Raw genomic sequence first — 22,716 nt, forward strand, 5'->3', positions numbered from 1 at the left:
CAATAATTAATCAGCGGGTTTTTGAGAAGTGGATTGACTTTTACTAAGAGTAAGTAATTGTGCAACTTGTTTCTTGATGATTTTAAATTTATGAGTTTCATTAAGCTGTCTTGTTGCCTGTTTGAATCTCAAGTCGAAGAGATCTTTTCGTAGTTGATCAATTTTTTCAGTTATTTGAGAAGAATTTAACTTTTTAAATTCTTTTATAGATTCTGAATTTTTCATTTTTTAACCTCCTCTTTTGAATCTTTCCCTGTCTTACCTTCTCCTGATGAATCACTACTTAGATTTATATCACTAGAAATAAATTTTGTTTTTACTGGTAATTTATATTGGGCTAAACGCATAGCTTCTTTTGCAATTTCTTCTGTAATCTCTTCACCACCCATTTCAAATAATATTCTTCCAGGTTTCACAACAGCTACCCAAAACTCTGGATTACCTTTTCCTGATCCCATCCTAGTTTCAGCTGGTCTCATAGTGACTGGTTTATCTGGGAAAATACGAATCCATATTTTTCCACCACGTTTAACATATCTTGTCATTGCTCTTCTACTTGCTTCAATCTGTCGAGCAGTTACCCACCCACAATCTTGAGCTTGGAGTGCAAACTGACCAAATGCAATTGTATTACCCTTAGAGGCAATTCCTTTCATTCTGCCTCTATGCTGTTTTCGGAATTTAGTACGTTTTGGACTAAGCATTGTTATACCTCCTATGAATTCTCATTTGAACGGTCCTCAAATTGCTGAGGTTTTCGACTTCCTTTCCTTCTTGGAATAGCACCAACAGGAATAGTTTGTTCTTCTTTGGGAAGAACCTCCCCTTTGAAAACCCAAACTTTAATTCCTAGTACACCATAAGTTGTATTTGCTTCGCGCAGTGCATAATCAACCTCAGCTCTCAAAGTATGAAGAGGAACCCTACCTTCTCTAGTCCACTCTGTTCTAGCTATTTCTGCACCATTGAGTCGTCCTCCTACTTGTACTTTTAAGCCTAGAACACCAGCTCTTTGTGCTCTTTGCAAAGCCATCCTTATAGTTCTTCTAAAGGCAACTCTTTTTTCTAATTGTTGTGCTATGTATTCAGCAAGTAAATATGCATCCGCGTCAACTCTCTCCACTTCAACTACATTAATTCGAACTTGCCTTGTTCTATCTCCTATAGTTTTTTGTATACCTGACCGCAATTCTTCGATACCGCTTCCTTGCCTGCCTACAATCACTCCAGGTCTAGCTGTTTTCAATTCAAGTTCTAACTGGTCAGCTTTTCTAGCAATTAGTACATCGCTGATTCCAGCTGAACTATATTTCTTTTGGATAAAAGTACGAATTTTATCATCTTCTTGAAGAAGAGTTGGATAAGTTTTAGAAGTTGCGAACCATTTTGAACGATGTTCTTGTGTGATGCCTAACCTAAACCCTGTTGGGTTGATTTTATTACCCATTAGTTTTGTGCCTCCGTATTAGTTTGATTAGGAGCAGATTCTACAGAAATACTTATATGGCAAGTCTGTTTTTTGATGGAGAAAGCTCTACCTTGAGCTCTCGGTCTGAACCTTTTCATCACCGGCCCGTTATCAGCTGAAGCTGAAGATATTACTAGGGATGAGGGATCCATACCCAAGTTATGTTCTGCATTAGCTACTGCAGATCTTAAAACCTTAGTAATAGGATCAGTAGATCTATATGGCATAAATTCCAACATAATAAGCGCATCTCTATAAGATTTACCTCTAATTTGATCGAGAACTCTTCTTACTTTTGATGCAGAACCACGAATGTACTTACCGTGAGCAATAGCTGTTTTTGTCATTTCAGGTGTTTTTGTCATTTATCTAGCCCCCTTCTTATCTCTTAAGTGGCCACGATAGGTTCTTGTAGGAGCAAATTCACCTAATTTATGGCCAATCATTTGTTCAGTTATAAATACTGGTATATGGGCCTTACCATTGTGAACAGCAATCGTATGACCAATCATAACAGGGAGTATAGTCGAAGATCTAGACCATGTTTTGATGACTGATTTATCATTATCAGTATTTTGTTTTTCTACCTTTTTAAGCAAACTATCTGCAATAAAAGGCCCTTTTTTTAATGAACGTCCCATAATTTATAAAATAGAAATAGAAATAGAAATAGAAATAGTAGTAATCAAGAATCTCTTCCTCCTCTACTTCTCTTAGAAATACGACGACGTCTTCGAACAACTAATTTGTTACTTGGCTTGTTTTTCTTACGTGTCTTTAATCCAAGTGCTGCCTTACCCCAAGGAGTTACAGGGCCTGCCCTACCAATCGGGGCTTTCCCCTCTCCTCCACCATGTGGATGATCACATGGGTTCATAACACTACCTCTTACTTGAGGTCTTCTACCTAACCATCTTCTTCTGCCTGCTTTTCCTAAGCTAGTATTACGTATTTCAGAATTACCTACTTCACCTAAAGTTGCATAACATTCCTTGCGTACAAGTCTAACTTCAGTAGATGGGAGTTTTAAAGCGACATACTCTCCTTCTTTCGCCATTAGTTGTGCACTAGCTCCTGCAGATCTGACCATTTGAGCACCTCTACCAGCATATAGTTCTACACAATGAACATTTGATCCTAATGGCATGGAAGATAGGGGCATTGCATTCCCTTCTTCAATTGGAACACCTTCACCAGAAATTACATTTTGACCTACTTTTATTCCCGCAGGAGCGATTATATATCTTTTCTCTCCGTCTTCATAGAATAAAAGTGCGAGTCTCGCATTTCTATGGGGATCATAATGAATAGCTGCAACCTTTGCATTAATATTTTTTTTGTCTCTTCTGAAATCTACTAATCTGTATTGTCTTTTGTGTCCGCCCCCTCTGTGACGACAGGTGATAACTCCTCTATTATTTCTACCTTTATTTCTATGCTTAGAAACTATTAATGATCTTTCTGGTTTAGAACCCGTAATCTCACTAAAGTCAGTAACAACTCTTTGTCTAGTTCCAGGTGTATAGGGTTTGAATTTACGAATAGCCATAATAAATACTCCTTAAGATTCTGGGAATAGTTGAATTTTGTCTCCTTCAGCAAGACGGACAATTGCCTTTTTAATTTGAGAACGCTTCCCGGAGAATTTACCGACTCTTCTTGTTCTCCTTGGAGGATTCATAGTGTTTATTCCTATAACTTTAACATCAAACAAGGCCTCAATTGCTGCCTTTATCTGAGGCTTTGCGGCCCTATGATCTACCTCAAAAGTATATTGGTTAAGATCTAGAGCATTTGTGGCTTTTTCTGTAATTACAGGTTTACGAATTATATCTGCTAGACGAGAATCAAATAATCTACTCATGATGCATAAACCTCCTGAATTTTATTGATTGCTGATTGACCAATAACTAACTTATTAGCATTGAGGATATCAAAAACATTTAATTGATCGGCAGCAATTAATTTTACCTTTTCAAGGTTGTTAATAGATTTTTTAATGACATCCGAGGGATTATCAAGAATAACTAAAACCTTTTCTGTCTTTTCTATTCCTAATCTAGAAAGACCATTAATTATCTCACTAGTTTTTGGTTGGTCTAATGTTGAACCAAAGTCTTCAACAGTTTTGAAATCAGAAATCCTAGACATTAAGGCTGTTCTAAGTGCTAATCTTCTTTCTTTTCGGTTCATATCTAAGTTATACGAACGTGGTTTAGGGCCAAAAATTACCCCTCCTCCTGGTCTTAATGGGGTTCTAATTGATCCTTGACGAGCTCTACCCGTACCCTTTTGCTTATATGGCTTCCTACCTCCTCCACGAACTTCAGACCTTGTCAAAGTAGATGCAGTTCCCTGTCTTTTGTTAGCTAATTGTCTAAGAACAGCTCTATGGATTAAATCGGCAGAGGAAGTCTCTTTGGCAACTTTTAAATCAATTGAGACTTTGCCAGCTTTTTTGCCATCCCATTTTAAAGTTTCAAGGGTTGTCATGATTTTGCTCCTCCTTTGTTACCTACAACATTATTAGGCTTTATATTTACTATCGAGCCAGGTTTGCCTGGTACAGAACCTTTTACAACAAGTAAATTTTTCTGATCATCAATTTTGACCACTAGTAAACCTTTTGTCGTGATTTTTTTACCTCCATATCTTCCTGCCATCCTTTTACCAGGATAAATTCTACCTGGAGTTGTTCCAGCACCTGTTGATCCTGGAGCTCTATGATTTTTGGAACCATGACTCATAGGTCCTCTACTAAAACCATGTCTTTTTTGATATCCAGAGAAACCTCTACCCATTGATTTCCCACTAATATCAACTTTCTGACCAACCTCAAAATTTGTAACAGTTATTTCCTTTCCAATTTCATAAGAGGAATTCTCTTCGACTCTGTATTCTTTTAGGTGTTTTAAAAGTATTTCACCTGATTTTAGTAGATGTCCTTTCTCAGGCTTACTCAAATGCTTATCCTTTGATACTCCATAACCTATTTGAATAGCAGTATAACCATCCAAAGGTTGAGTTTTTAATTGCGTGACTCGACAAGGTCCAGCCTCTATAAGAGTAACCGGTACTGCATTACCATCCTTATCGAATAATTGAGACATGCCCAATTTTTTTCCTAAAATTCCTATAGACATAAGACTTGAATAGGCTAGCTCGTAAATAATTTTTGGTTTATTGTCGAGTCTCTTAAAAGCTTCAACAACGTTATCAATCAAAAATTTAATTTAATAGTAGGAGTGAGACTTTTCTGAAATTAGAAAGTTTCTCATCGGGTTAAACCCATCCCAAATTTTTTAACGAAACGCTAAAAACGTGAATGTTCCAGAGGCTCGGCTAGCTTGCGAGCTTAAAAAAAATTCATCGAATATAAATTGTACATCATCAAGTACCATAAAATGAAATAATATATAGTTAAAGAGAATCTTTATGCCATTACTTCTGACAGGAAAAAAGTTTCATAATGATTTAAATAAAAATAAATGCTTAGCTATGTTTGCACCTTTAGAGGGAGGGTATGAAACTCGTCTTTTAAGAAGAATGCGAGCTAAAGGTTTTAAAACTTACATTACCTCTGCTAGAGGATTAGGAGATCCTGAAGTATTTTTACTAAAATTACACGGTATAAGGCCACCTCATCTCGGTCATCAAAGTATTGGCAGAAATGGTGCTCTTGGAGAAGTTCAGCAAGTAATTCCTCAAGCGTCTGAACTATTTAATGAGAATGATAAGGATAAATTATTATGGCTATTGGAAGGTCAAGTCTTATCTCAATCTGAGCTTGAAAGCTTAATTAAAATCTGCACTTCAGATAACAAACTAAAAATTGTTGTTGAAATGGGTGGTTCTAGAAAACTTGAATGGAAATCTTTAAATGATTACATATTGAATGAATTCTGAAATTGATTTATTTAAAAAAAATAAAAAAGGATCAGATAAATGGGTTAAATTAATTTGCGGGGCGAGCAATGAAGATATTGTTGCCATAGAAGATTTAAGTGCTATTTATTCCGCTGCTGGAGTTGACTATATTGATGTTGCTGCTGACGAATCTATCGTTGAAGCAGCAAGAAATGGTATCAAATGGGCCAAGAAACTCTATGGTGCCTCTCCTGGATTGATGATAAGCATTAGTGATGGAAAGGATATACATTTTCGCAAAGCTAAATTTGATCCATTGAAATGCCCCTCTAATTGTCCTAGGCCATGCGAAAGGATTTGCCCTACCTTTGCAATTGATTATTCTGGGGTAAAAGAAAATAAATGCTATGGATGTGGAAGATGTATAAATAGTTGTCCCCTAAATTTAATTTCTGAATATGAATATAAATTGTCAAATAATGACTTACCAAAAACTCTACAAACAATAAAACCTGATGCAGTAGAAATTCATACGGAAATCAATCGACTAGATTCTTTTATACAAGTTGCAAATATTCTCAAAACTTCAGGGATAGAATTAAAAAAAATATCTGTAAGTTGTGGATTAAATCAATCCCAAAAAGGACCAAAAGATCTTTTAAAAGCTCTCTGGGATAGATATGAAATTCTTGTCGAACATAATGTGCCGCTTATTTGGCAACTAGATGGAAGACCTATGTCTGGTGATCTAGCTCCATCAACAGGCAAGGATACAGTTAAATTATGGAATAATATAGGATCTCATCTTCCCCCAGGTTTAATTCAACTAGCAGGAGGAACAAATGGAAAAACTCATGAATTTTTGAAAATAAATAATTTTCCTGATGGAATTGCCTTTGGGAGTTCTGCTAGAAAAATAATGCAACCACTTATTGAAGATGCAAACAAAAATAATAAAAAATTATATGAATATCCAGAAAAAATGGATTTAGCAATAAAAAAAGCACAAAAATTGCTTAACCCATGGAAAATCAGCTAATCGCCTTATTTAATTCAATTAAAAAACAATTTCATAAAATCTAGAATAAAAATTTCTATTTTTGATAGAAAAAAATCTAGTAATGTATTAAAATAAAATTTCATTGGGCCGTCGCCAAGTGGTAAGGCATCGGGTTTTGGTCTCGACATTCCTAGGTTCGAATCCTAGCGGCCCAGTTCTAAAAATTAGTTGAGTGAGCTCTCATAAATTATTTCTATTTGATTTTGATGGGGTTATTGTAGATGGAATGAATGAGTACTGGCACAGTTCATTATTAGCTTTTGAAAAATTTATAAATTCTCCAAAAATCTTAATCGATCAAAATCTTTACAAGCAAGTTTCAAATACTTTCATAGAAATGAGACCCTGGGTTAAATATGGATGGGAGATGTTAATCATTGTCCACCAAATTATCAAAAGTGAAGATCCACTAAACAATCAAAACAAAATCAATTTCCTAAATAAATATCATCAAAATTGTCAGAAAGTTTTATTAGAAAATTCTTGGGTGGCTGAAGATTTACAAAAATGTCTTGATAAAGCAAGAAAATATCAAATAGAGAATGATTTTGACAATTGGATAAGATTACATCGCCCATTTTATGAAGTTATAGTTTTTATAGAAAAATTAAAGAAAGAAAAAATCAAGACGGGAATCATAACAACGAAAGGAAAAATATTTGCAGGCAAAATTCTTGAAAAATTAAATATTTACCCGGAGTTGATTTTTGGCTATGAATCAGGAACAAAAGTTGAGATTATTTCAGAACTCTGGAGAGAATATGAAATCATGGGCTTTATCGAAGATAGGAGAAATACACTTCTTGATATAAAGCAAAACCCCGTGACAAGTAACATTCCCTGCTACTTGGCTGATTGGGGCTATTTAAAAAATATAGATAGACTTAATTTGCCACTTGAAATTAAATTATTAAAGTTGAAAAGTTTAGAAGATTTACTTGCAATTTAGTTATCTTCGGCTAAAGTACACATGTACTATGAATTGTAATTATTAATTTTAGATTTATTTAAAAATTATAGATTTAAAAATAATTATGAGAACTTATTAATAAATTAAAATGAGTTTAGAAGAAAGAAGAAAAAAGGATTCAAAGGAATCCTCATCTGAAGAGAAAAACAAAGCATTAAATCTAGTCTTAGGACAAATAGAAAGAAACTTTGGCAGAGGATCAATAATGAGGCTTGGAGATGCCTCCAGAATGAAAGTAGAAACAATATCTACAGGAGCTCTTACATTAGACTTAGCATTAGGAGGGGGATATCCAAAGGGAAGAGTGGTTGAAGTTTACGGACCTGAAAGTTCAGGGAAAACAACCCTAACTCTTCACGCAATAGCAGAAGTACAGAAAAATGGAGGAATAGCAGCATTTGTTGATGCTGAACATGCTTTAGATCCAGTCTATGCGGCTTCTCTAGGAGTGGATGTCGAAAATTTACTAGTTTCGCAGCCAGATACAGGTGAAATGGCTTTAGAAATAGTTGATCAACTCATAAGGTCAACTGCCGTAGACCTTGTTGTTGTTGACTCAGTAGCAGCATTAACTCCTAGAGCAGAAATAGAAGGTGAAATGGGAGATCACGTTATAGGAAGCCAAGCAAGACTAATGAGTCAAGCAATGAGAAAAATAACTGGTAATATTGGCAAATCAGGATGTACAGTGATATTCCTCAATCAATTACGCTTAAAAATCGGAGTTACATATGGAAATCCAGAGACAACTACAGGAGGTAATGCATTAAAGTTTTATGCTTCAGTAAGACTTGACATTAGGAGAATTCAGACTCTTAAAAGAGGTACAGAAGAATATGGAATAAGAGCAAAAGTTAAAGTAGCAAAAAATAAAGTAGCCCCTCCATTTAGAATTGCAGAGTTTGATATTCTATTCGGCAAAGGAATAAGTACGACAGGATGTTTATTAGATTTAGCAGAAGAGACTAATATAATAATTAGGAGAGGTGCTTGGTATAGTTACGAAGGAGAAAACATTGGACAAGGAAGAGATAACACAATTATTTGGTTGGATCAGAACTTAGAAATAAAGAATAAAGTAGAATCTATTGTCAAAACGAAACTAACAGAAGGTACTGAAGTAAGTTCTAATTCGATGAAAGCATTAAATAATAATCCAGAAAATGATGTGATTGCTAATAACATCAAAAAAATAGCTTAGATTCATAATGAATCAGCTGGAGTCCACCAACCTGCGGCTGGTCCAATAAATCTAACAATTACCCACAAGATAACTAAACCTCCAATTCCATACCAACTAGCTTTTATACTCATTTTCATTAAACTGTCTCTCTGATTAATGGTAAGAGGCAGCCAATCAAATATTCTAGGTGATTCGTCTGATTTAGATTTAGTATTTTTTTGTTTAGGAGGAAGACCTAATGATTTTCTCCTTTTTGCTTCTCCCATATTTAAAGATATTTCCTAAATAATAACCTAATCGTAAGGAAGCATATAGTTTATTTGTTTTGAAGGTTGAATACTTTTTAAAATTAATCTACCCCATTTTCTTTTATGTGCTCTTCCATCAAGAATTATTAATTTACCAGCGTTTTTTCTTAAAGGTGAAATAGACCTTTCTAATTTTTTTATTGCCTCAGGAAGTAAAAATTCTCGGAACCAATCTTTAGAAAGATTTCTGTTATGTGAGATAGTCAATTTATTGATAGGCTCTTTAATGCTTGGGATTGGTAGTAATGGAATAATTATTTGTTCTGGACTTTGTATACAATAAGAATTATTGATCCACCAGGTATAGCTAGCACATAGAATTTCATTATTAAACAATGGAATATTCTCTAGCAAAACTCGCTTCCCATAGATAGAGGCTAATTCTGTAGCAAATTTAAGCTTCAAATCAACGTCATCAGATAAAAATAAAGTCAGACCTTTTGAGAAAATTATTAATTTTTTAGACTTATCTAAAATATTTTTTGTAAACATTGGATTATTTGGAAGCATTTGTCTAGGCGGAACGTATATTAAGATTTTATTTTCAATAAAATTACTCCTAAAGTTCATTACCAAATCAATGTTTAAACTTTCTTTCTTGAGATACTTTTGAAAAAAATTATCTTCTCTTAATGCGGACAAAAAAACAAATTTATTATTAATTAGTAAATGTTTTATCTGAGAAAGTTCATCCATAGGTTCTAAATAAAAATTCCACTCAAAATTTATATCATCTAAAGTTACCCAGCATGCCCAACCTGCAGAAAGAGCATTACTTACCCTCAAAAATTGATCAGAATATGAAGAGTTTTCAAAAAAGAAATTAGAAAGAAAATTTATTTCTTCTTTATCTAAAAAAATACTCCTACTATCTAAAACTTTTCTCAAGAAAAACTTCTTTTTAAGTAGGTTGTACGTACTAATTATCTTTTGACTTTTAGATGATGCTTGTTCAAAGTTATGAAACCAATTTTTTTTCAAAAATGAAATTCTAAAATAGTTTTTTAAATCTTCTTTTATATTTTCAATCCCAGAAAAAATAATCCGATGATTTCTAGCATTAAAAATATTTACATCACCTAGCAGTTTTTCCAGAGAGATAAAAGAAACTCGGTGATTTGAAAAAATTATTTGATCATTTTCTAAAATAAAATTTAACCCAAGCCTTTTTAATTCTCCTAAGTAATTATTTTTTAAAAAATTTATTTTGTCTTGAGATAAAACAAAAGTCGAATTTTCTTCGAATAAAAATATAGAAATCAACAGAGCGGGTTGCCAAATATTAGTAGAAAAAATTTCCGAGTTAATCAGATAAGTTTCATTTGTTTGAAGACACTTTGAAATTATTCTCCCGAAAGAATAAATATGATCCCAATCTATATCATGGGATCTAATAAATCTTTTTAAGTACTGATGACTTAAAATTTCAAGCATTATATAATTTTAGTAATATCAAATTGAAAAAAACATGATCTTAATATACAAAAAATTGTTATCAATATAAAAAAGCCTCAAATAAATAAATCAATGAATATTGGAATTGTAGGTCTAGGACTTATTGGTGGTTCAATAGGATTAAAACTCCAAAGATTAAAACACACTATTTACGGAGTCACAAACAATAACCTTAATAAAAAAAAGGCAATAGAGAGAAATCTTGCAAACGTTGTTAGCTGCGATTTAGGAATCCTAAAAGAATGTTCTCTAATTATATTGGCATTACCGATTAAAGATCTAATCTATCCTTCTAACGATCTAATAAATGCGATTCCAAAAGATGCAATAGTGACCGATGTCGGCTCTATAAAAGAACCAATAATTAACACATGGGGGGGAATACATCCATTATTTATTGGTTCACATCCCATGGCAGGCACAGAAGAAAAAGGAGTTGAATCAGGTTTCGAAAGTTTATTAGAAAATGCAAAATGGATTATCACTCCTACTTCGAAAACCAATTCACATTCATTAAAAACGCTGAGTAAATTAATAACTTCTATGCAATGTGAGATTTATAAAGCATCACCAAAAGAGCATGATGAAGCTGTTTCTTTAATATCTCATTTACCGATATTTGTTGCTTCTTCATTAATAAAAACTGCCAATGCAGAGAAGAATGAATCGCTATTGGCTCTGACTCAACGACTTGCAGCTACAGGATATGCAGATACAACAAGAGTTGGAGGTGGAAATCCGAATTTAGGTTTGGATTTGGCTATAAATAATCAGACAAATATCTTAAAAGCAATTAAAGAGTTTAAAAAAAATATTAATGAAATCGAATCTCTAATTAAAAACAATGAGTGGGAATTATTATCTGAAAAACTTACAAAAGCGATAGAAATCAGATCAAATTTTACAAATTAAAAAATCTTATAAATAAAAATCATTAATTCCTTTAGAAGCTAAAATTTGCCTTGCAACCATTACTGCTGACTGACTAACACCCGCTGTCCCTTCTCCTGGATAAATAGAATCGCCACATAACCATAAACCTTTAAAAGGAGTTCTACTTGATAACCCAAATAATCCAAAAATATCAGGATTTTGACCTAGACCACCTACTATCCCATTTGGCCTGTTAGTCCACCTTTCAAATCCTAATGGAGTAGCCAATTCCTTATGAAGCCAATTTTCAGAAGCAATATCAAATTGGTTTTCAAGTGCCATTGATATTTTTTGTAAATACTCCTTTTTTTTCTTTATATAGTCATGTTTATCTAAACTAAACCAGTCATTCGTTTTTGTAAAAAGACTTGCTATCAATGTAATCTCGCCTTTTGGAGCTCTTCCATCTCCCTCCTCACTTATGGATACAAAAAGTGACCCTAATTCATTTGAAACAAACTGATAATGATTGGAAGAGATTACTTTAATATGTTCTTTTTTTAAAGCTGAATAAAAGACTAACGCACCGCTTGGATCAGGAAGACTTTGTATTCTTTTTTTATAATTATAATTATTATCTAGAGGATTTTCTAGATGTTTCAAAAGAGATTGTGGAGGAGGTGTATAAATTACATCATCTGCGAAGTAAACCATCTTCTCTTGCTTAGATGATGCACAAACTTTCCAACTCTTTTTTTCATAATCAAAATTAATGGAATTTACTTTTTGCCCGAAAACAATATTAACTCCCCTTTTTTTTAATGAATCTTCTAAAGCATCACTTAAAGTTTGCATTGATTTTTTTAAATGCCATAAACCATGTGGTTTTTGACACATTTGCAACACTGTAGAACCATATAGAGCTGCAGTGTTATAAACATCTTCTTGTGAATAAAGCTTTAATTGCAAATTAAGAAACTTAATTAATCTTTCATTATTAGATAATCCACAAAAACGTAAAAGATCAAAGATAGTAGATCTAATCAATATTCCTGTAACTAAATTCGTTGGAACTAATGCTGTAAGAAGTTGCAAAAAATCCCAATAATTCTTGACGGGTAATACTGGGTTATTATTAGCAAAAGTCCAATTACTCTGATGAATTAAATTACATAGTTGCCAAAATTGACGACTACCTGGGAACTGCATCTCCCTCTCCTTAATCCATTCATCTTTGTCATACCAGATAGGAATTGGCTTGCTGCCATCTTTTAAGTCAACAATGCAAGCTGGGTTTAAGATGGATGCTTCAGGAAGAGGAATGTCTAAAAATTTAAAAATCTTAGAGTGTATTCCCCCTTCTTCCAGACCGGCGACTTGAGTTGCTCCAACATCAAAAATATATCTTTTTCTTTTAAAGGTTCCTGCACAACCTCCCGATTGAGTATGCGACTCAATCAAAGTCACTGAAAGCCCTAGTTTTGATAAAATTGCCGCAGAAGTTAGCCCGGCTATACCAGCACCAACAACAACAATTTCAGTCTTTGACATTAAAATGCAAAAAATACCACATATCGAACTTAACGAAATTTGTTATCAATTAGGTGAAGGATCACCAAAAAGTATAAAACAAGTTTTTGGGGGAGATATTCATGAGTCGTGGCAAATAGAATTTAAAAACGCTAAATTCTTTCTTAAAAGAAATGCAAGAGAAGGAAGATTTCTCGAATTTGAAAAATCTTGCCTTAATAATCTACAAAAATATCTTAACTATGAAAACTTAATCGTTCCTAAAATCATTTCCTACTTAGAAGTTAATAATGTAGAACTTTTATTATTGGAATGGATAGATATGAAGAATAGTGATCAGGAAAAATTAGGAAGGGGTTTAGGAGAAATGCATATTGAATCAAATAAATTTAATCAACCAAATTTTGGATATCCGATTCATGGTTTTATAGGAACCACAAATCAAATAAAAGGATGGGAAAAGGATTGGATTAAATGTTTTATTAATTTAAGAATTGAACCTCAATTAGCAATCTTGGAAAAAGATTTTTTAGAAATTGATATTAAAAATAAAATAAAGTCAAAAATTGAATCGGTACTACTTGACCATGAACCTATGAAATCACTTGTTCATGGTGATTTATGGTCGGGAAATATAGGAGTAACTCTTATGAATAAAGGTGTAATATTTGACCCTGCATCTTGGTGGGCAGATTGTGAAGTAGACATTGCTATGACAAGATTATTTGGTAATTTTCGAAATGAATTTTACCAAAATTATCATAAAATTATTCCAATTAAAAAAGGATCTGAAAGAAGAACTATTATTTATAATTTTTATCACATACTAAATCATGCCAATATGTTTGGTGGTTCATATTGTCATCAAGTCCAAAGCTACATCAGGAATATATTGAGTATGTAAACTAAATTTATCCTAAATATGTTTTTTTGAGATTTTGGACCTTCTCTAGAACTGCTTCACGATTTTCACTTGTACGGAGATTTTGCCAACTCCATTGACCTACAACAACTACTCCCAGTAATTCTAGAAGGCCAGGTAGAATCGGGAAAAAATTAATCGTGTCAATAATAACTTTAATTATTATTTGAGCGATAACAACAACGGCAATTATGCCTGCTGCTTTACCATACTTTCCCATTTGGGTCCAATCAATAGTTCCAAGTGTTTCATTGATTTTTCCCATTACATCAGAATACTTCTCTGAAAAGCTTTTACTTTCTGAGTTTGTTTCGGAGCCGGAGTCTTGATTTGACTCAGGAGTGTTATCACTCATGAATTCAGTCAACTTAATATATGAACCAGACAGTATCGGAAAAATTGTCAGTTGACTACCTTTTTGTTATGCATAATTCCGAACCGAAACATTTTGTATTCTGAAATATACATTGATACTAGGAAAGTTTTAAGATATTTAACCCTAAATTTGAATTATAAAAAATTCACAATATCATCTTGTTCTAACAAAAAACACTTTAAAACTTCATCAACATAAAAAAAATAAAAAGACTATGATAATTATTTAAATTATTATATTTTCATAGATTATTTTTTATAATAAAAATGGCAATATCAACTGATCTAAATTCTGATTTCTTAACTTTAGATGAAAAGGAAAGATACAAAAAGCATTTAACTTTAAAAGAAATAGGATTGAAAGGGCAATTAAAACTAAAAAATAGTTCAGTAATATGTATTGGAGCAGGCGGACTGGGTTCTTCAGTTTTACTTTATCTTGCCGCTTTAGGAATAGGAAGAATTGGAATAGTTGATAATGATCAAGTTGAAAAGTCGAATCTACAAAGACAAATTATTCATGAAACAAATACGGTTGGAAATTTAAAAATTAATTCTGCCCATGAGAGAATTAAAAGATTTAATCCTAATATTGAAGTAACAACATTTAATAAAAGAATAAACTCTGAAAATGTTATTGAAATCATTAAAGACTTTGATATTATTTGTGATTGTTCAGATAACTTTGGTACTCGGTATTTAATAAACGATGCCTGTTTAATACTTAATAAGGCTTTTGTTTTTGGAAGTGTTCAGGGTTTTGAGGGCCAAATAAGTGTCTTTAATCTCAATAAAAAGAGTCCTAATTTAAGAGACTTACTACCAGAATCCCCGGTAAAAAACAATATCCCAAGCTGTGAAGAGTTTGGGGTTGTGGGAGTTTCAACTGGTCTTATAGGGATTTTACAAGTAAATGAGATAATAAAAATTATTCTAAAAAAAGGAGAGATTCTTGACGGCAAGATTATGATTTTTGACCTACTAAATATGAATATAAAAACTTTAAATTTAAAATCTGACAAGTTAAATAAAAATATTAAAAACCTTTCTCAATTTGAAGATTTTTACAAAGATAATGAATGCCAAGATAATATTAAAATCAAGAAAATTAACGCTAAAGAATTTAATACCCTATACAAAGCAAAATTAAATAAAATACTTCTACTAGATGTCAGAGAAAAAGAAGAGTTTAATCAATGCTCTATAAAAGGTTCTATATCTATACCCATCAATAAGCTCACACAAAAGTCTCACCTAGAATTTATTAAAAAAGAAAGTTTAGTTAAAGAAATTTTCACATTGTGCCAATTTGGAAAACGTTCAGAAAAAGCATCAAAAATTTTGATGAAATTTAAAATTTCCTCAACATCAATAGAAGGGGGACTGAAAAAAATCAATCAAGTCATAATAGGTTAATTATTTAAAAAAAATTAATAATCCACCCCTCTTTTTAAATCAACTCCAACATTTGCGTAATGCTTGTGACAAACCATTTCAGAATATACATCTGCTAGTTCAAAGTATGATGGTTCATTTTTACATCTCCCAGTAATAACAACTTCTGTATCTGCAGGTTTTTTTATGAGAGTTTGATATATAGATTCAACAGGTAAAAGTTCTAAATCAACAGTTGGATTTAATTCATCTAAAATAATAGTCTTATATAGACCACTCAAAATAGCCGCTTTTGCAATTTCCCAGGCTCGTTCAGCTTCAACATAATCAATTGGCTGTTGTTGCCCCCTCCATACTATGGCATCTCTCCCAGAACGTAGATGGTCGACTAAATGTGGGTAACTCTCTCTCAACGCTTCTATTGCAGCATCTTCGGTATAACCATTACCACCTTTTAGCCATTGTAATATTAAAACTCTATGACTTTTATCTTGAGATATTCCTTTGCCAATGGCTTGCAGAGCTTTACCCAATGCACTCGTAGATTTGCCTTTACCTTCGCCGGTATAAACTTCAATACCAGCGGAATTATTCATTTTTCTATGAGATTTATTTAAATCCCCTTTTAAGCGTGATCTCATTTCTGAGTGAAGTTGAGATATGCATATCAGTGAAGAGGGTGCTGCTCTTCCTGTGATAATTATTTCCAAATCTTCAGGTCGATTTTGAAGCGAATTAACCACTTCCTCAATATTAAGCATCCCTAAATCTAAAACAGGATTCAATTCATCAAGAACCACTACAGAATAAAGGGAACTAGAAATTGCTCCTTTAGCAATATTCCAACCTCTCTCAGCCTCAGTAATATCAGATTTTGTAACTTGATCAGCATTAAAAAATTCAGATCTCCCAGTTCTCACATGATCTATTAAATGAGGGAACCCTCTTTGTAATGCTTCTATTGCAGAGTCTTCATCATATGACCTCTCAGGGCCTTTTAAGAATCTGAGCAATAACACTCTTGACTGTTTCTTTTCGCATATCCCTAAACCTATTGTTCTAAGTACCACTCCTAAGGCGGCCTGACTTTTTCCCTTTCCTTCCCCATCGTAAATATGTAATTGACCTTTGGATCTTTCTTGACTGTCACTTGCAGTAACAATACCAATACCTCTATTTCTACCAGTTTTTGTCAATTGAGAAAAAGTTAGTAAATTTAATCTAGGATATAGTTAATAATATTATTAAAACTTTAATAATTAACTCAACCTATGTATATCTTAATTTAAATTTTAATAACAGTCATATGTTCTATAAACTTGAAATCCTCTCTCATGAACAAAGTGAAAAACTCAAGGAAATTAGAAACTTTTTCAAAAATCTCAATAGCGTTTGTGTTGCCTATTCAGGAGGAGTTGATAGTACATTGGTAGCCTCTTTGGCATTTGAGCAATTAGGAAGCAAAGCGATTGCAATTACTGGAGTTTCCCCCGCATTAGCTAAAACATTACTTGAAGAGGCAAAAACTCAAGCAAGATGGATTGGAATACAACATTTAGAAATTGAGACTTCAGAATTAGATCAATCTAGTTATAGTAAAAATCCTAAAAATAGATGTTTTGCTTGCAAAAAAGAGCTTCACAAACACACTACATTTTTATCTAAAAAACTTAATTACAAGATTGTCTGTGACGGAGTTAATCTTGACGATCTTGACGATTACAGGCCTGGGATTAAAGCAGCTAAAGAAGCAGGAGTTTTATCTCCCTTAGCATTATTTAAGTTTACAAAAAAAGATATAAGGGATATATCAAGAGCATTGGGTTTCCCTTGGTGGGATAAACCTGCTCAACCTTGTTTATCATCAAGATTTCCTTATGGAAATCAAATTACAAATGAAAGACTAAACATGGTAGAAAAAGCTGAAGAATATATTAAGAAAGGGAGCATATCAGAAGTCAGAGTTAGATGTCATGGTTCAACAGCAAGAATTGAGATTCCTAAAAATGAATTACAAATATTTTGTAAAGAATATGATTTTAATGAATTAGTTAACTATTTCTCTAATCTAGGATTTAATTGCACAAGCTTGGATCTTGAGGGTTTAATAAGCGGCAAGCTAAATAGATAAGTTTCAAAATTTAATTTATTTTTTTATTTGACTATATACTTCTGAAGGTAGATGTCTATCAACTATACGCAAGAGATGTTCTTTAGCCATTAAAGCTTGAATTAAGTATTTAGACGATATTTCTGGTTTCATATTTTGACCACATGTAAAAATATCAACTGCAGAATAATGGGCTTCAGGCCATGTATGTATTGACATATGAGATTCAGCTAGTAAAGCAATTGCTGTAACACCTTGAGGTTCAAATTTATTACTTATTAGATTCAAAACTGTTGCATTAGCTAATTTGGCAGCATTATTTAACGTACAACGCAAAAAAGATTCGTCATTTAATTTTTCGTAATCACATCTATAAAGCTCTAACAAAAAATGCTTACTATTATTAGCTAATTTCTTCTCATCATTTAATGCTTTGAAAGTTTGATTTTTTTTGGGAACTTCCATTAATTAATTGTATTGGAGTTTGTAGATTAACTAAAACTTAAAAAATTTTTAACTATAAGTATATCATTTGCGAAGAGCTTAAAAAGGATTTATTGAATTTATCCAAATGCGTTGCACTTATCAAACATTGACTATCTTTTCCTACCGAATTCAGTAATAAATTTTGTCTAGTGATATCAAGCTCAGCCAAAACATCATCTAATATAAGAATAGGAGGTAAATCAATCATATTACGTAATAAATCCAGCTCAGCCATTTTTAAAGCCAAAATAAAAGTCCTTTGTTGACCAGATGAGCCATACTTTCTTATAGAGATATTATTAATCAGAAACTCTATATCATCACGATGAGGACCAAAATTACATTTACCAGTCACCGCCTCTAACGGCCTCTGCTTTTGTAGTTGTTCCAATATTTTCTTACTTATAACTTCTTCTTCTTCTTCTTGATTGATATTTTCTAAACCAGAAAGATAATTTATACCAATTTGCTCTTTGGATTTACTTAAATGATTATGCCAATATTCAACATATGGTTTAATTTTTGATAGAGCTCTCCTTCTACGTCTAAAAATTCTTGTACTAATTAATGACATTTGAATATCAAAACTTTCTATAACTTCTGAATATATATCTTTTTGAAAGCTTTCTGAACGCCAAAAATGAGTTCGTTGCTTTAAAAGTCTATTAAATCTATGAATCAGCTCTACGTATACTGGTTCAAGCTGAGATACAACTTTATCAATCCAAGATCTTCTGAAACCAGGTTCACTTTTGACAATATAAATATCATTAGAACAGAAACATACACTCCTAATATAATTTTGTATTTCAGTCTGTTTTTTCAATAAAGAATCATTTACATAAATCTTTTTAGCTCCTTTCCTAAATAAATTCACTTTCAAATTATCAGTGAAATCAATTTGACCAAAAATAGCGGCCATGTCACTATCGTTTTCTATTAAATCTTTATCACTTAATGCTCTATTCGATTTTAATTGACTAAGAACTTCGACAGATTCCAGTAAATTTGACTTACCAACACCATTACAACCAAGAACGATAGCTCTTTGCTCATTAAGGTCGATCTCAAAACTTTTATGATTTCGAAAATTATAAATTTTTAAGTTATTTAAAAAAATTTTTTTAATGCATTCCTTAGTTAAATTAGCTAAATTTAAATTATTTAGAATTTCTTTAAAGAAATTGAAAAATTTAGAGCATGTAGCTCAGTTGGATAGAGCATCAGATTCCGGTTCTGAGAGTCGGGGGTTCGACTCCCTCCATGCTCGTAATAAAAGATTTAAAGTTTAAAGCTCATTACTCTAATACCATTCGGATCTAGTATAAATCCACTTTCTTCTAAACTTTTAAATGAAGTTACTGGCGCTTGAACAGAAATACTACATCCTGGCATTTCCCTATTTATTTTTTCAAGGGTCACTTGAAGTAATATTGAGTAAAAAAGATTTTGATTATTGCCTTTTTCAGCGCATAAATTCCATAAGTTAGCGTTGAGTCCTCTATCTGATGTGACCCTTACAAAACCATAAAGCTTATTTTTAGATTCGTTTTGAATCGTGAAGAAAAAATTACTATTTTTAATAGCAAGAGATATCTTTTGTGTTGGGAATGACTCACAACCACTATTTACCAAAAGTCTATTTAAATCCTTAGCAGTTGGAACTTGTGAAGAATTGATAAAATAACCCTCTGGAAGAATAAGTTTTTTTTGGGAAAAATATTGCAATGATTATCCTGTATTTCTCATCCCTGCCGCAATTCCATTAATTGTTAAAAGTGCTCCTCTTAATAATTCACTACGACTATAAGCTCTTTTAGACTCAATCCTATCCTCAATAAACTCACTAATTGGAGGTTGTCTTGTTTGATCTCGAAGTCTTCTTAAAAGTGAGACTTGTAAAAATCCCAAAGGAATTATAGTTTTATTCCTTAAGTTAACGGATGATCTTAAATCTCTATCAGATTCTAGAAGCTTATTTTTACCAGTTATTTCAAGCACTAAGGATTTAGTAAGATTATATTCTTTAGAGATAACATCAAAAATCTCCTCAAACGACTTTGAATTTTCTTTACTCCCAAGTGTGTCAACGTAATATTTCGCTACTTCTAAATCAACTTTAGATAATGTCATTTCTACCTTAGATATGAGCATTCTAAAAAAGGGCCATCTTTGATGAAGTACTCTAAGTAATTCAATTTGCTCAGGATCTGATTTTAATTCTACAGATAAAGCCGTACCCACTCCAAACCAGCTTGGCAAAAGAAATCTACTCTGTGTCCAGCCAAATACCCAAGGGATTGCCCTTAAACTTGATAAATCCTTTGCGCCTTTTTTCCTTCTTGCAGGTCTACTTGATATTTGTAATTTACTAATTTCCTCGATTGGAGTAACCTCTTGAAAAAAAGTTAGCAAATTTGGATTCTCATGTACTAATTTTCTATATTGGATTCTAGATGTTTCTGCCAACCTAGTCATTAAGTCATTCCATTCTGGTGTAGCATCAAGTCTGTTGTTAACCAAACTATTCTGAATAACCGCTGTTGTAACAGTCTCCAAATTATATAATGCCAATTCAGGAAGACTATATTTTGAAGCTAAAACCTCTCCTTGTTCTGTAATTTTTATTCTTCCTTTGAGCGTCCCACTTGGTTGAGCCAATATTGCTTGATAAGCAGGACCTCCTCCTCTTCCTACGGAACCTCCTCTACCGTGAAAAAGTCTTAAAAGTATATTATTTCTGCTTGAAAGATTTTGAAGAGCAATTTGAGCTCTATGAATTTCCCAGTTACTAGATAGGAATCCTGAATCTTTATTGCTATCTGAATAACCTAACATTAACTCTTGAAGAGGTTTAAAACTTTCTCCAACTTTTGGTAATAATGACTTATAAAAATCTAATTGAAATAATTGCTCCATTACATCAGGGGCTCTTTGCAGATCTTCAACAGTTTCAAAAAGAGGGACGACCAACAATGTCGATTTTTGAGAACCTTGATCAATTAGTCCCATCTCTTTTGCTAAAAGAAGGACTTCAAGCAAATCAGATGCACTGTGACTCATTGAAATAACATATGAATGACAAATACGACTTCCAAATTCTTCTTGCAATCTTTTGACCATTTTAAACACTGAGAAAGTTTCTTCAGTACTTTTATTCCAGTTAACTTCAGAGGGAATCAAGGGCCTTTTTGTATTTAATTCCTCATTAAGCCATTGTATTCTATCTTTTTCAGACATTTGATCATATTGTTTTGGCAACTCAAGATAATTAGTTAATTCTTGTATTGCGTCACTATGTCTAGTACTCTCCTGACGTATATCCAAACTTGCTAAAGAAAAGCCAAAAATATGTACCTGAGTTAATAATTTATTTACGGCCTCACAAGTTAAATCTGTACTATTAAGACTATTTTTTATTAATTCTAGATCATAAGTAAATTCATCAACAGACTTGTAATGTAATTTTTCAACTAGCTCTAAATTTTTGTTATCAGATTCCCTTTCTAAAGATAACTTCCATCCACCTTCAGATAGTAAATTATTTCTTTCATGGGTCAATCTTAATTTTTCTAAAATATAACTCAATTTCAATCTATAAGGCTCTGATCTATATCTTGTTGCCCTTGCTTCATAAATTTCAGGAAACTTAACCCTATCGGTTTCTAATGATTCCAAAAGAGATGAGCTTACTTGACTCCATTGCATTGAGACGCTTAGTTGATCTCTAAGATTAGAGGTCGCTTTGATATACCTCTCTAACATTAATTGTCTTTGGTAACAGGCAGTCCTCCAAGTAATTTCAGGAGTAACTGATGGATTCCCATCCCTATCAGAGCCTACCCAAGATCCAAATGTACAAAAAGATTCAGTTGGCATCTGAACGTCTGGATAATTTTCAGTAAGGGCTGAAGAAATTCTCCCTCTTAACTGGGGCATCGCATCAAAGAGTACTTGTTGAAAATAATGTAGTGCATAATCAACTTCATCTATTACTGATGGTTTGAATTGATGTAACTCATCTGTTCTCCACCAAAGTCTTATCTCTTCTTTTAGTTGTATTTTGAGAGATTTAATATCTTCAATTGTTAAAAATTTTTCAACTTGTATTTTTTGCAGCAGATTAGCTACTCTTGTTTGCTTATGCCTAATTGTATGTCTAACTATCTCTGTAGGATGTGCGGTAAAAACTAAGCGGATATCCATTTCTTGTAATAATTCCTCTAGTTTTCCTGGGGGGACATTTAATCTTCTAAGCCTAAAGAATAATTCTTTAAATGTTACGGGAGCATTTTGCCTTGCTAAAGCAGGAGCAAATGGGTCTAGATTATCATGTGATTTTTTAACATTCTGATTAGTAAAGCTCTGTATATATCTATCTTCCTCCACTCTTTGTTCTAAAATATTAACTAGCTGGAAATATAATGAAAAAGCTCTGGCTGCAGAAATTGATTCAGCTAAATCCATAGAATTAACAATATCAACTATTTCAGTTTTAAAATTTTTGGGACTATATTCTTCAACTTTATTTGAATAACTTAATTCCTTCAGCTGTATTAAACGATTTGCTTGATCATCTGGACATTCTTCCCTCAATACAGATTCCCACAAATCTTCTATCAATGCACGATTTTTATCCAACGGATCATTGTTGCTTATAAGATCCACATTATTATTTTTAAACTGTTTCATAGATTCCATACAATTATTATGT

The 22,716-nt window shown here is 32.6% G+C and carries 26 protein-coding genes and 2 tRNA genes; 10 read left to right on the forward strand and 18 right to left on the reverse strand.

The features are described from left to right. Window positions 1-6: 6 nt before the first annotated feature. From rpmC to rplC, 9 genes are read right to left on the reverse strand one after another with little or no spacing between them, the layout of a single operon-like run. Window positions 7-225: a 50S ribosomal protein L29 gene (rpmC, locus tag TX50_RS08300; RefSeq protein WP_011133178.1), complete on the reverse strand. Its 219-nt coding sequence runs from the start codon at window positions 223-225 to the stop codon at window positions 7-9. Continuing rightward, entirely contained in the window at window positions 222-704 is a 483-nt protein-coding gene (rplP, locus tag TX50_RS08305; protein ID WP_011133179.1) for a 50S ribosomal protein L16, read from the reverse strand. Before rplP ends, rpmC begins: the two co-directional genes overlap by 4 nt. Window positions 705-715: 11 nt before the next feature. Next, window positions 716-1,447, reverse strand: a complete 732-nt coding sequence (gene rpsC, locus TX50_RS08310; RefSeq protein ID WP_011133180.1) for a 30S ribosomal protein S3 — start codon at window positions 1,445-1,447, stop codon at window positions 716-718. Further along, on the reverse strand, window positions 1,447-1,833 hold the full coding sequence (gene rplV / locus TX50_RS08315) for a 50S ribosomal protein L22 (RefSeq protein ID WP_011133181.1): 387 nt from the start codon (window positions 1,831-1,833) through the stop codon (window positions 1,447-1,449). Before rplV ends, rpsC begins: the two co-directional genes overlap by 1 nt. After that, window positions 1,834-2,109: a 30S ribosomal protein S19 gene (rpsS, locus tag TX50_RS08320; RefSeq protein ID WP_011133182.1), complete on the reverse strand. Its 276-nt coding sequence runs from the start codon at window positions 2,107-2,109 to the stop codon at window positions 1,834-1,836. A 44-nt stretch (window positions 2,110-2,153) separates the two neighbouring features. Next, window positions 2,154-3,017: a 50S ribosomal protein L2 gene (rplB, locus tag TX50_RS08325; RefSeq protein WP_011133183.1), complete on the reverse strand. Its 864-nt coding sequence runs from the start codon at window positions 3,015-3,017 to the stop codon at window positions 2,154-2,156. Window positions 3,018-3,029: 12 nt separating this feature from the next. Further along, the gene (locus tag TX50_RS08330) at window positions 3,030-3,332 is read right to left on the reverse strand and encodes a 50S ribosomal protein L23 (RefSeq protein ID WP_011133184.1); all 303 of its coding nucleotides are present in this window, start codon (window positions 3,330-3,332) and stop codon (window positions 3,030-3,032) included. Further along, on the reverse strand, window positions 3,329-3,961 hold the full coding sequence (gene rplD / locus TX50_RS08335; protein ID WP_011133185.1) for a 50S ribosomal protein L4: 633 nt from the start codon (window positions 3,959-3,961) through the stop codon (window positions 3,329-3,331). Before rplD ends, TX50_RS08330 begins: the two co-directional genes overlap by 4 nt. Beyond that, on the reverse strand, window positions 3,958-4,611 hold the full coding sequence (gene rplC / locus TX50_RS08340) for a 50S ribosomal protein L3 (protein WP_011133186.1): 654 nt from the start codon (window positions 4,609-4,611) through the stop codon (window positions 3,958-3,960). Before rplC ends, rplD begins: the two co-directional genes overlap by 4 nt. Before the next feature lie 292 nt (window positions 4,612-4,903). Here rplC and ndhN point away from each other — a divergent pair, with 292 nt between their 5' ends. The 5 genes from ndhN to recA all read left to right on the forward strand — a co-directional run bounded on the left by ndhN (window position 4,904) and on the right by recA (window position 8,566). Beyond that, on the forward strand, window positions 4,904-5,374 hold the full coding sequence (gene ndhN / locus TX50_RS08345; RefSeq protein ID WP_011133187.1) for an NAD(P)H-quinone oxidoreductase subunit N: 471 nt from the start codon (window positions 4,904-4,906) through the stop codon (window positions 5,372-5,374). Beyond that, window positions 5,364-6,374: an LdpA C-terminal domain-containing domain gene (locus tag TX50_RS08350; protein ID WP_011133188.1), complete on the forward strand. Its 1,011-nt coding sequence runs from the start codon at window positions 5,364-5,366 to the stop codon at window positions 6,372-6,374. Before ndhN ends, TX50_RS08350 begins: the two co-directional genes overlap by 11 nt. 104 nt (window positions 6,375-6,478) lie before the next feature. Next, window positions 6,479-6,550, forward strand: a tRNA-Gln gene (locus TX50_RS08355). Between the two features lie 17 nt (window positions 6,551-6,567). Then, entirely contained in the window at window positions 6,568-7,344 is a 777-nt protein-coding gene (locus TX50_RS08360; protein ID WP_011133189.1) for an HAD family hydrolase, read from the forward strand. A gap of 109 nt (window positions 7,345-7,453) precedes the next feature. After that, window positions 7,454-8,566, forward strand: coding sequence for a recombinase RecA (gene recA / locus TX50_RS08365; protein ID WP_011133190.1), 1,113 nt, complete (start codon window positions 7,454-7,456; stop codon window positions 8,564-8,566). Between the two features lie 2 nt (window positions 8,567-8,568). Here the strand turns inward: recA and TX50_RS08370 are convergent, their stop codons facing one another. Both TX50_RS08370 and TX50_RS08375 read right to left on the reverse strand, forming a co-directional pair. Next, window positions 8,569-8,814, reverse strand: coding sequence for a DUF2839 domain-containing protein (locus TX50_RS08370; protein ID WP_011133191.1), 246 nt, complete (start codon window positions 8,812-8,814; stop codon window positions 8,569-8,571). A 27-nt stretch (window positions 8,815-8,841) separates the two neighbouring features. Next, complete coding sequence (locus tag TX50_RS08375; RefSeq protein WP_011133192.1) at window positions 8,842-10,290, reverse strand: DNA helicase; 1,449 nt, start codon at window positions 10,288-10,290, stop codon at window positions 8,842-8,844. A gap of 93 nt (window positions 10,291-10,383) precedes the next feature. Between TX50_RS08375 and TX50_RS08380 the strand changes: the two genes are divergently transcribed. After that, window positions 10,384-11,223 carry a prephenate/arogenate dehydrogenase gene (locus tag TX50_RS08380; protein WP_011133193.1) on the forward strand — a complete coding sequence of 280 codons (840 nt, stop codon included), beginning with the start codon at window positions 10,384-10,386 and terminating at the stop codon, window positions 11,221-11,223. A gap of 6 nt (window positions 11,224-11,229) precedes the next feature. Here TX50_RS08380 and crtD read toward each other — a convergent pair whose 3' ends face one another. Then, window positions 11,230-12,735 (reverse strand): C-3',4' desaturase CrtD, encoded by a 1,506-nt coding sequence (gene crtD / locus TX50_RS08385; RefSeq protein ID WP_011133194.1) that lies wholly within the window; start codon window positions 12,733-12,735, stop codon window positions 11,230-11,232. Window positions 12,736-12,739: 4 nt separating this feature from the next. Between crtD and TX50_RS08390 the strand changes: the two genes are divergently transcribed. Then, window positions 12,740-13,618, forward strand: a complete 879-nt coding sequence (locus TX50_RS08390; RefSeq protein ID WP_011133195.1) for a fructosamine kinase family protein — start codon at window positions 12,740-12,742, stop codon at window positions 13,616-13,618. Window positions 13,619-13,625: 7 nt separating this feature from the next. Here TX50_RS08390 and TX50_RS08395 read toward each other — a convergent pair whose 3' ends face one another. After that, window positions 13,626-13,991, reverse strand: coding sequence for a CAAD domain-containing protein (locus TX50_RS08395; protein ID WP_011133196.1), 366 nt, complete (start codon window positions 13,989-13,991; stop codon window positions 13,626-13,628). 287 nt (window positions 13,992-14,278) lie between these two features. Here TX50_RS08395 and TX50_RS08400 point away from each other — a divergent pair, with 287 nt between their 5' ends. Further along, window positions 14,279-15,427 (forward strand): ThiF family adenylyltransferase, encoded by a 1,149-nt coding sequence (locus TX50_RS08400; protein WP_011133197.1) that lies wholly within the window; start codon window positions 14,279-14,281, stop codon window positions 15,425-15,427. A gap of 14 nt (window positions 15,428-15,441) precedes the next feature. Here the strand turns inward: TX50_RS08400 and TX50_RS08405 are convergent, their stop codons facing one another. Further along, entirely contained in the window at window positions 15,442-16,602 is a 1,161-nt protein-coding gene (locus tag TX50_RS08405; protein WP_011133198.1) for a cob(I)yrinic acid a,c-diamide adenosyltransferase, read from the reverse strand. Between the two features lie 110 nt (window positions 16,603-16,712). Here TX50_RS08405 and larE point away from each other — a divergent pair, with 110 nt between their 5' ends. Further along, the gene (gene larE, locus TX50_RS08410; protein WP_011133199.1) at window positions 16,713-17,537 is read left to right on the forward strand and encodes an ATP-dependent sacrificial sulfur transferase LarE; all 825 of its coding nucleotides are present in this window, start codon (window positions 16,713-16,715) and stop codon (window positions 17,535-17,537) included. 15 nt (window positions 17,538-17,552) lie between these two features. Here the strand turns inward: larE and speD are convergent, their stop codons facing one another. Further along, the gene (gene speD, locus TX50_RS08415; RefSeq protein WP_011133200.1) at window positions 17,553-17,981 is read right to left on the reverse strand and encodes an adenosylmethionine decarboxylase; all 429 of its coding nucleotides are present in this window, start codon (window positions 17,979-17,981) and stop codon (window positions 17,553-17,555) included. Window positions 17,982-18,033: 52 nt separating this feature from the next. Continuing rightward, entirely contained in the window at window positions 18,034-19,173 is a 1,140-nt protein-coding gene (recF, locus tag TX50_RS08420) for a DNA replication/repair protein RecF (protein ID WP_327077678.1), read from the reverse strand. Between the two features lie 25 nt (window positions 19,174-19,198). Here recF and TX50_RS08425 point away from each other — a divergent pair. After that, window positions 19,199-19,272, forward strand: a tRNA-Arg gene (locus TX50_RS08425). An 11-nt stretch (window positions 19,273-19,283) separates the two neighbouring features. On the opposite strand, the gene TX50_RS08430 is transcribed toward TX50_RS08425, so the two are convergent. Both TX50_RS08430 and ppc read right to left on the reverse strand, forming a co-directional pair. Then, on the reverse strand, window positions 19,284-19,730 hold the full coding sequence (locus TX50_RS08430; protein ID WP_011133202.1) for a hypothetical protein: 447 nt from the start codon (window positions 19,728-19,730) through the stop codon (window positions 19,284-19,286). Window positions 19,731-19,733: 3 nt separating this feature from the next. Then, window positions 19,734-22,703, reverse strand: coding sequence for a phosphoenolpyruvate carboxylase (gene ppc, locus TX50_RS08435; protein ID WP_011133203.1), 2,970 nt, complete (start codon window positions 22,701-22,703; stop codon window positions 19,734-19,736). Between the last annotated feature and the right edge of the window lie 13 nt (window positions 22,704-22,716).

It is taken from the genome of Prochlorococcus marinus subsp. pastoris str. CCMP1986 (genome assembly GCF_000011465.1).
Taxonomy (GTDB): Bacteria; Cyanobacteriota; Cyanobacteriia; order PCC-6307; family Cyanobiaceae; genus Prochlorococcus_A; species Prochlorococcus_A pastoris.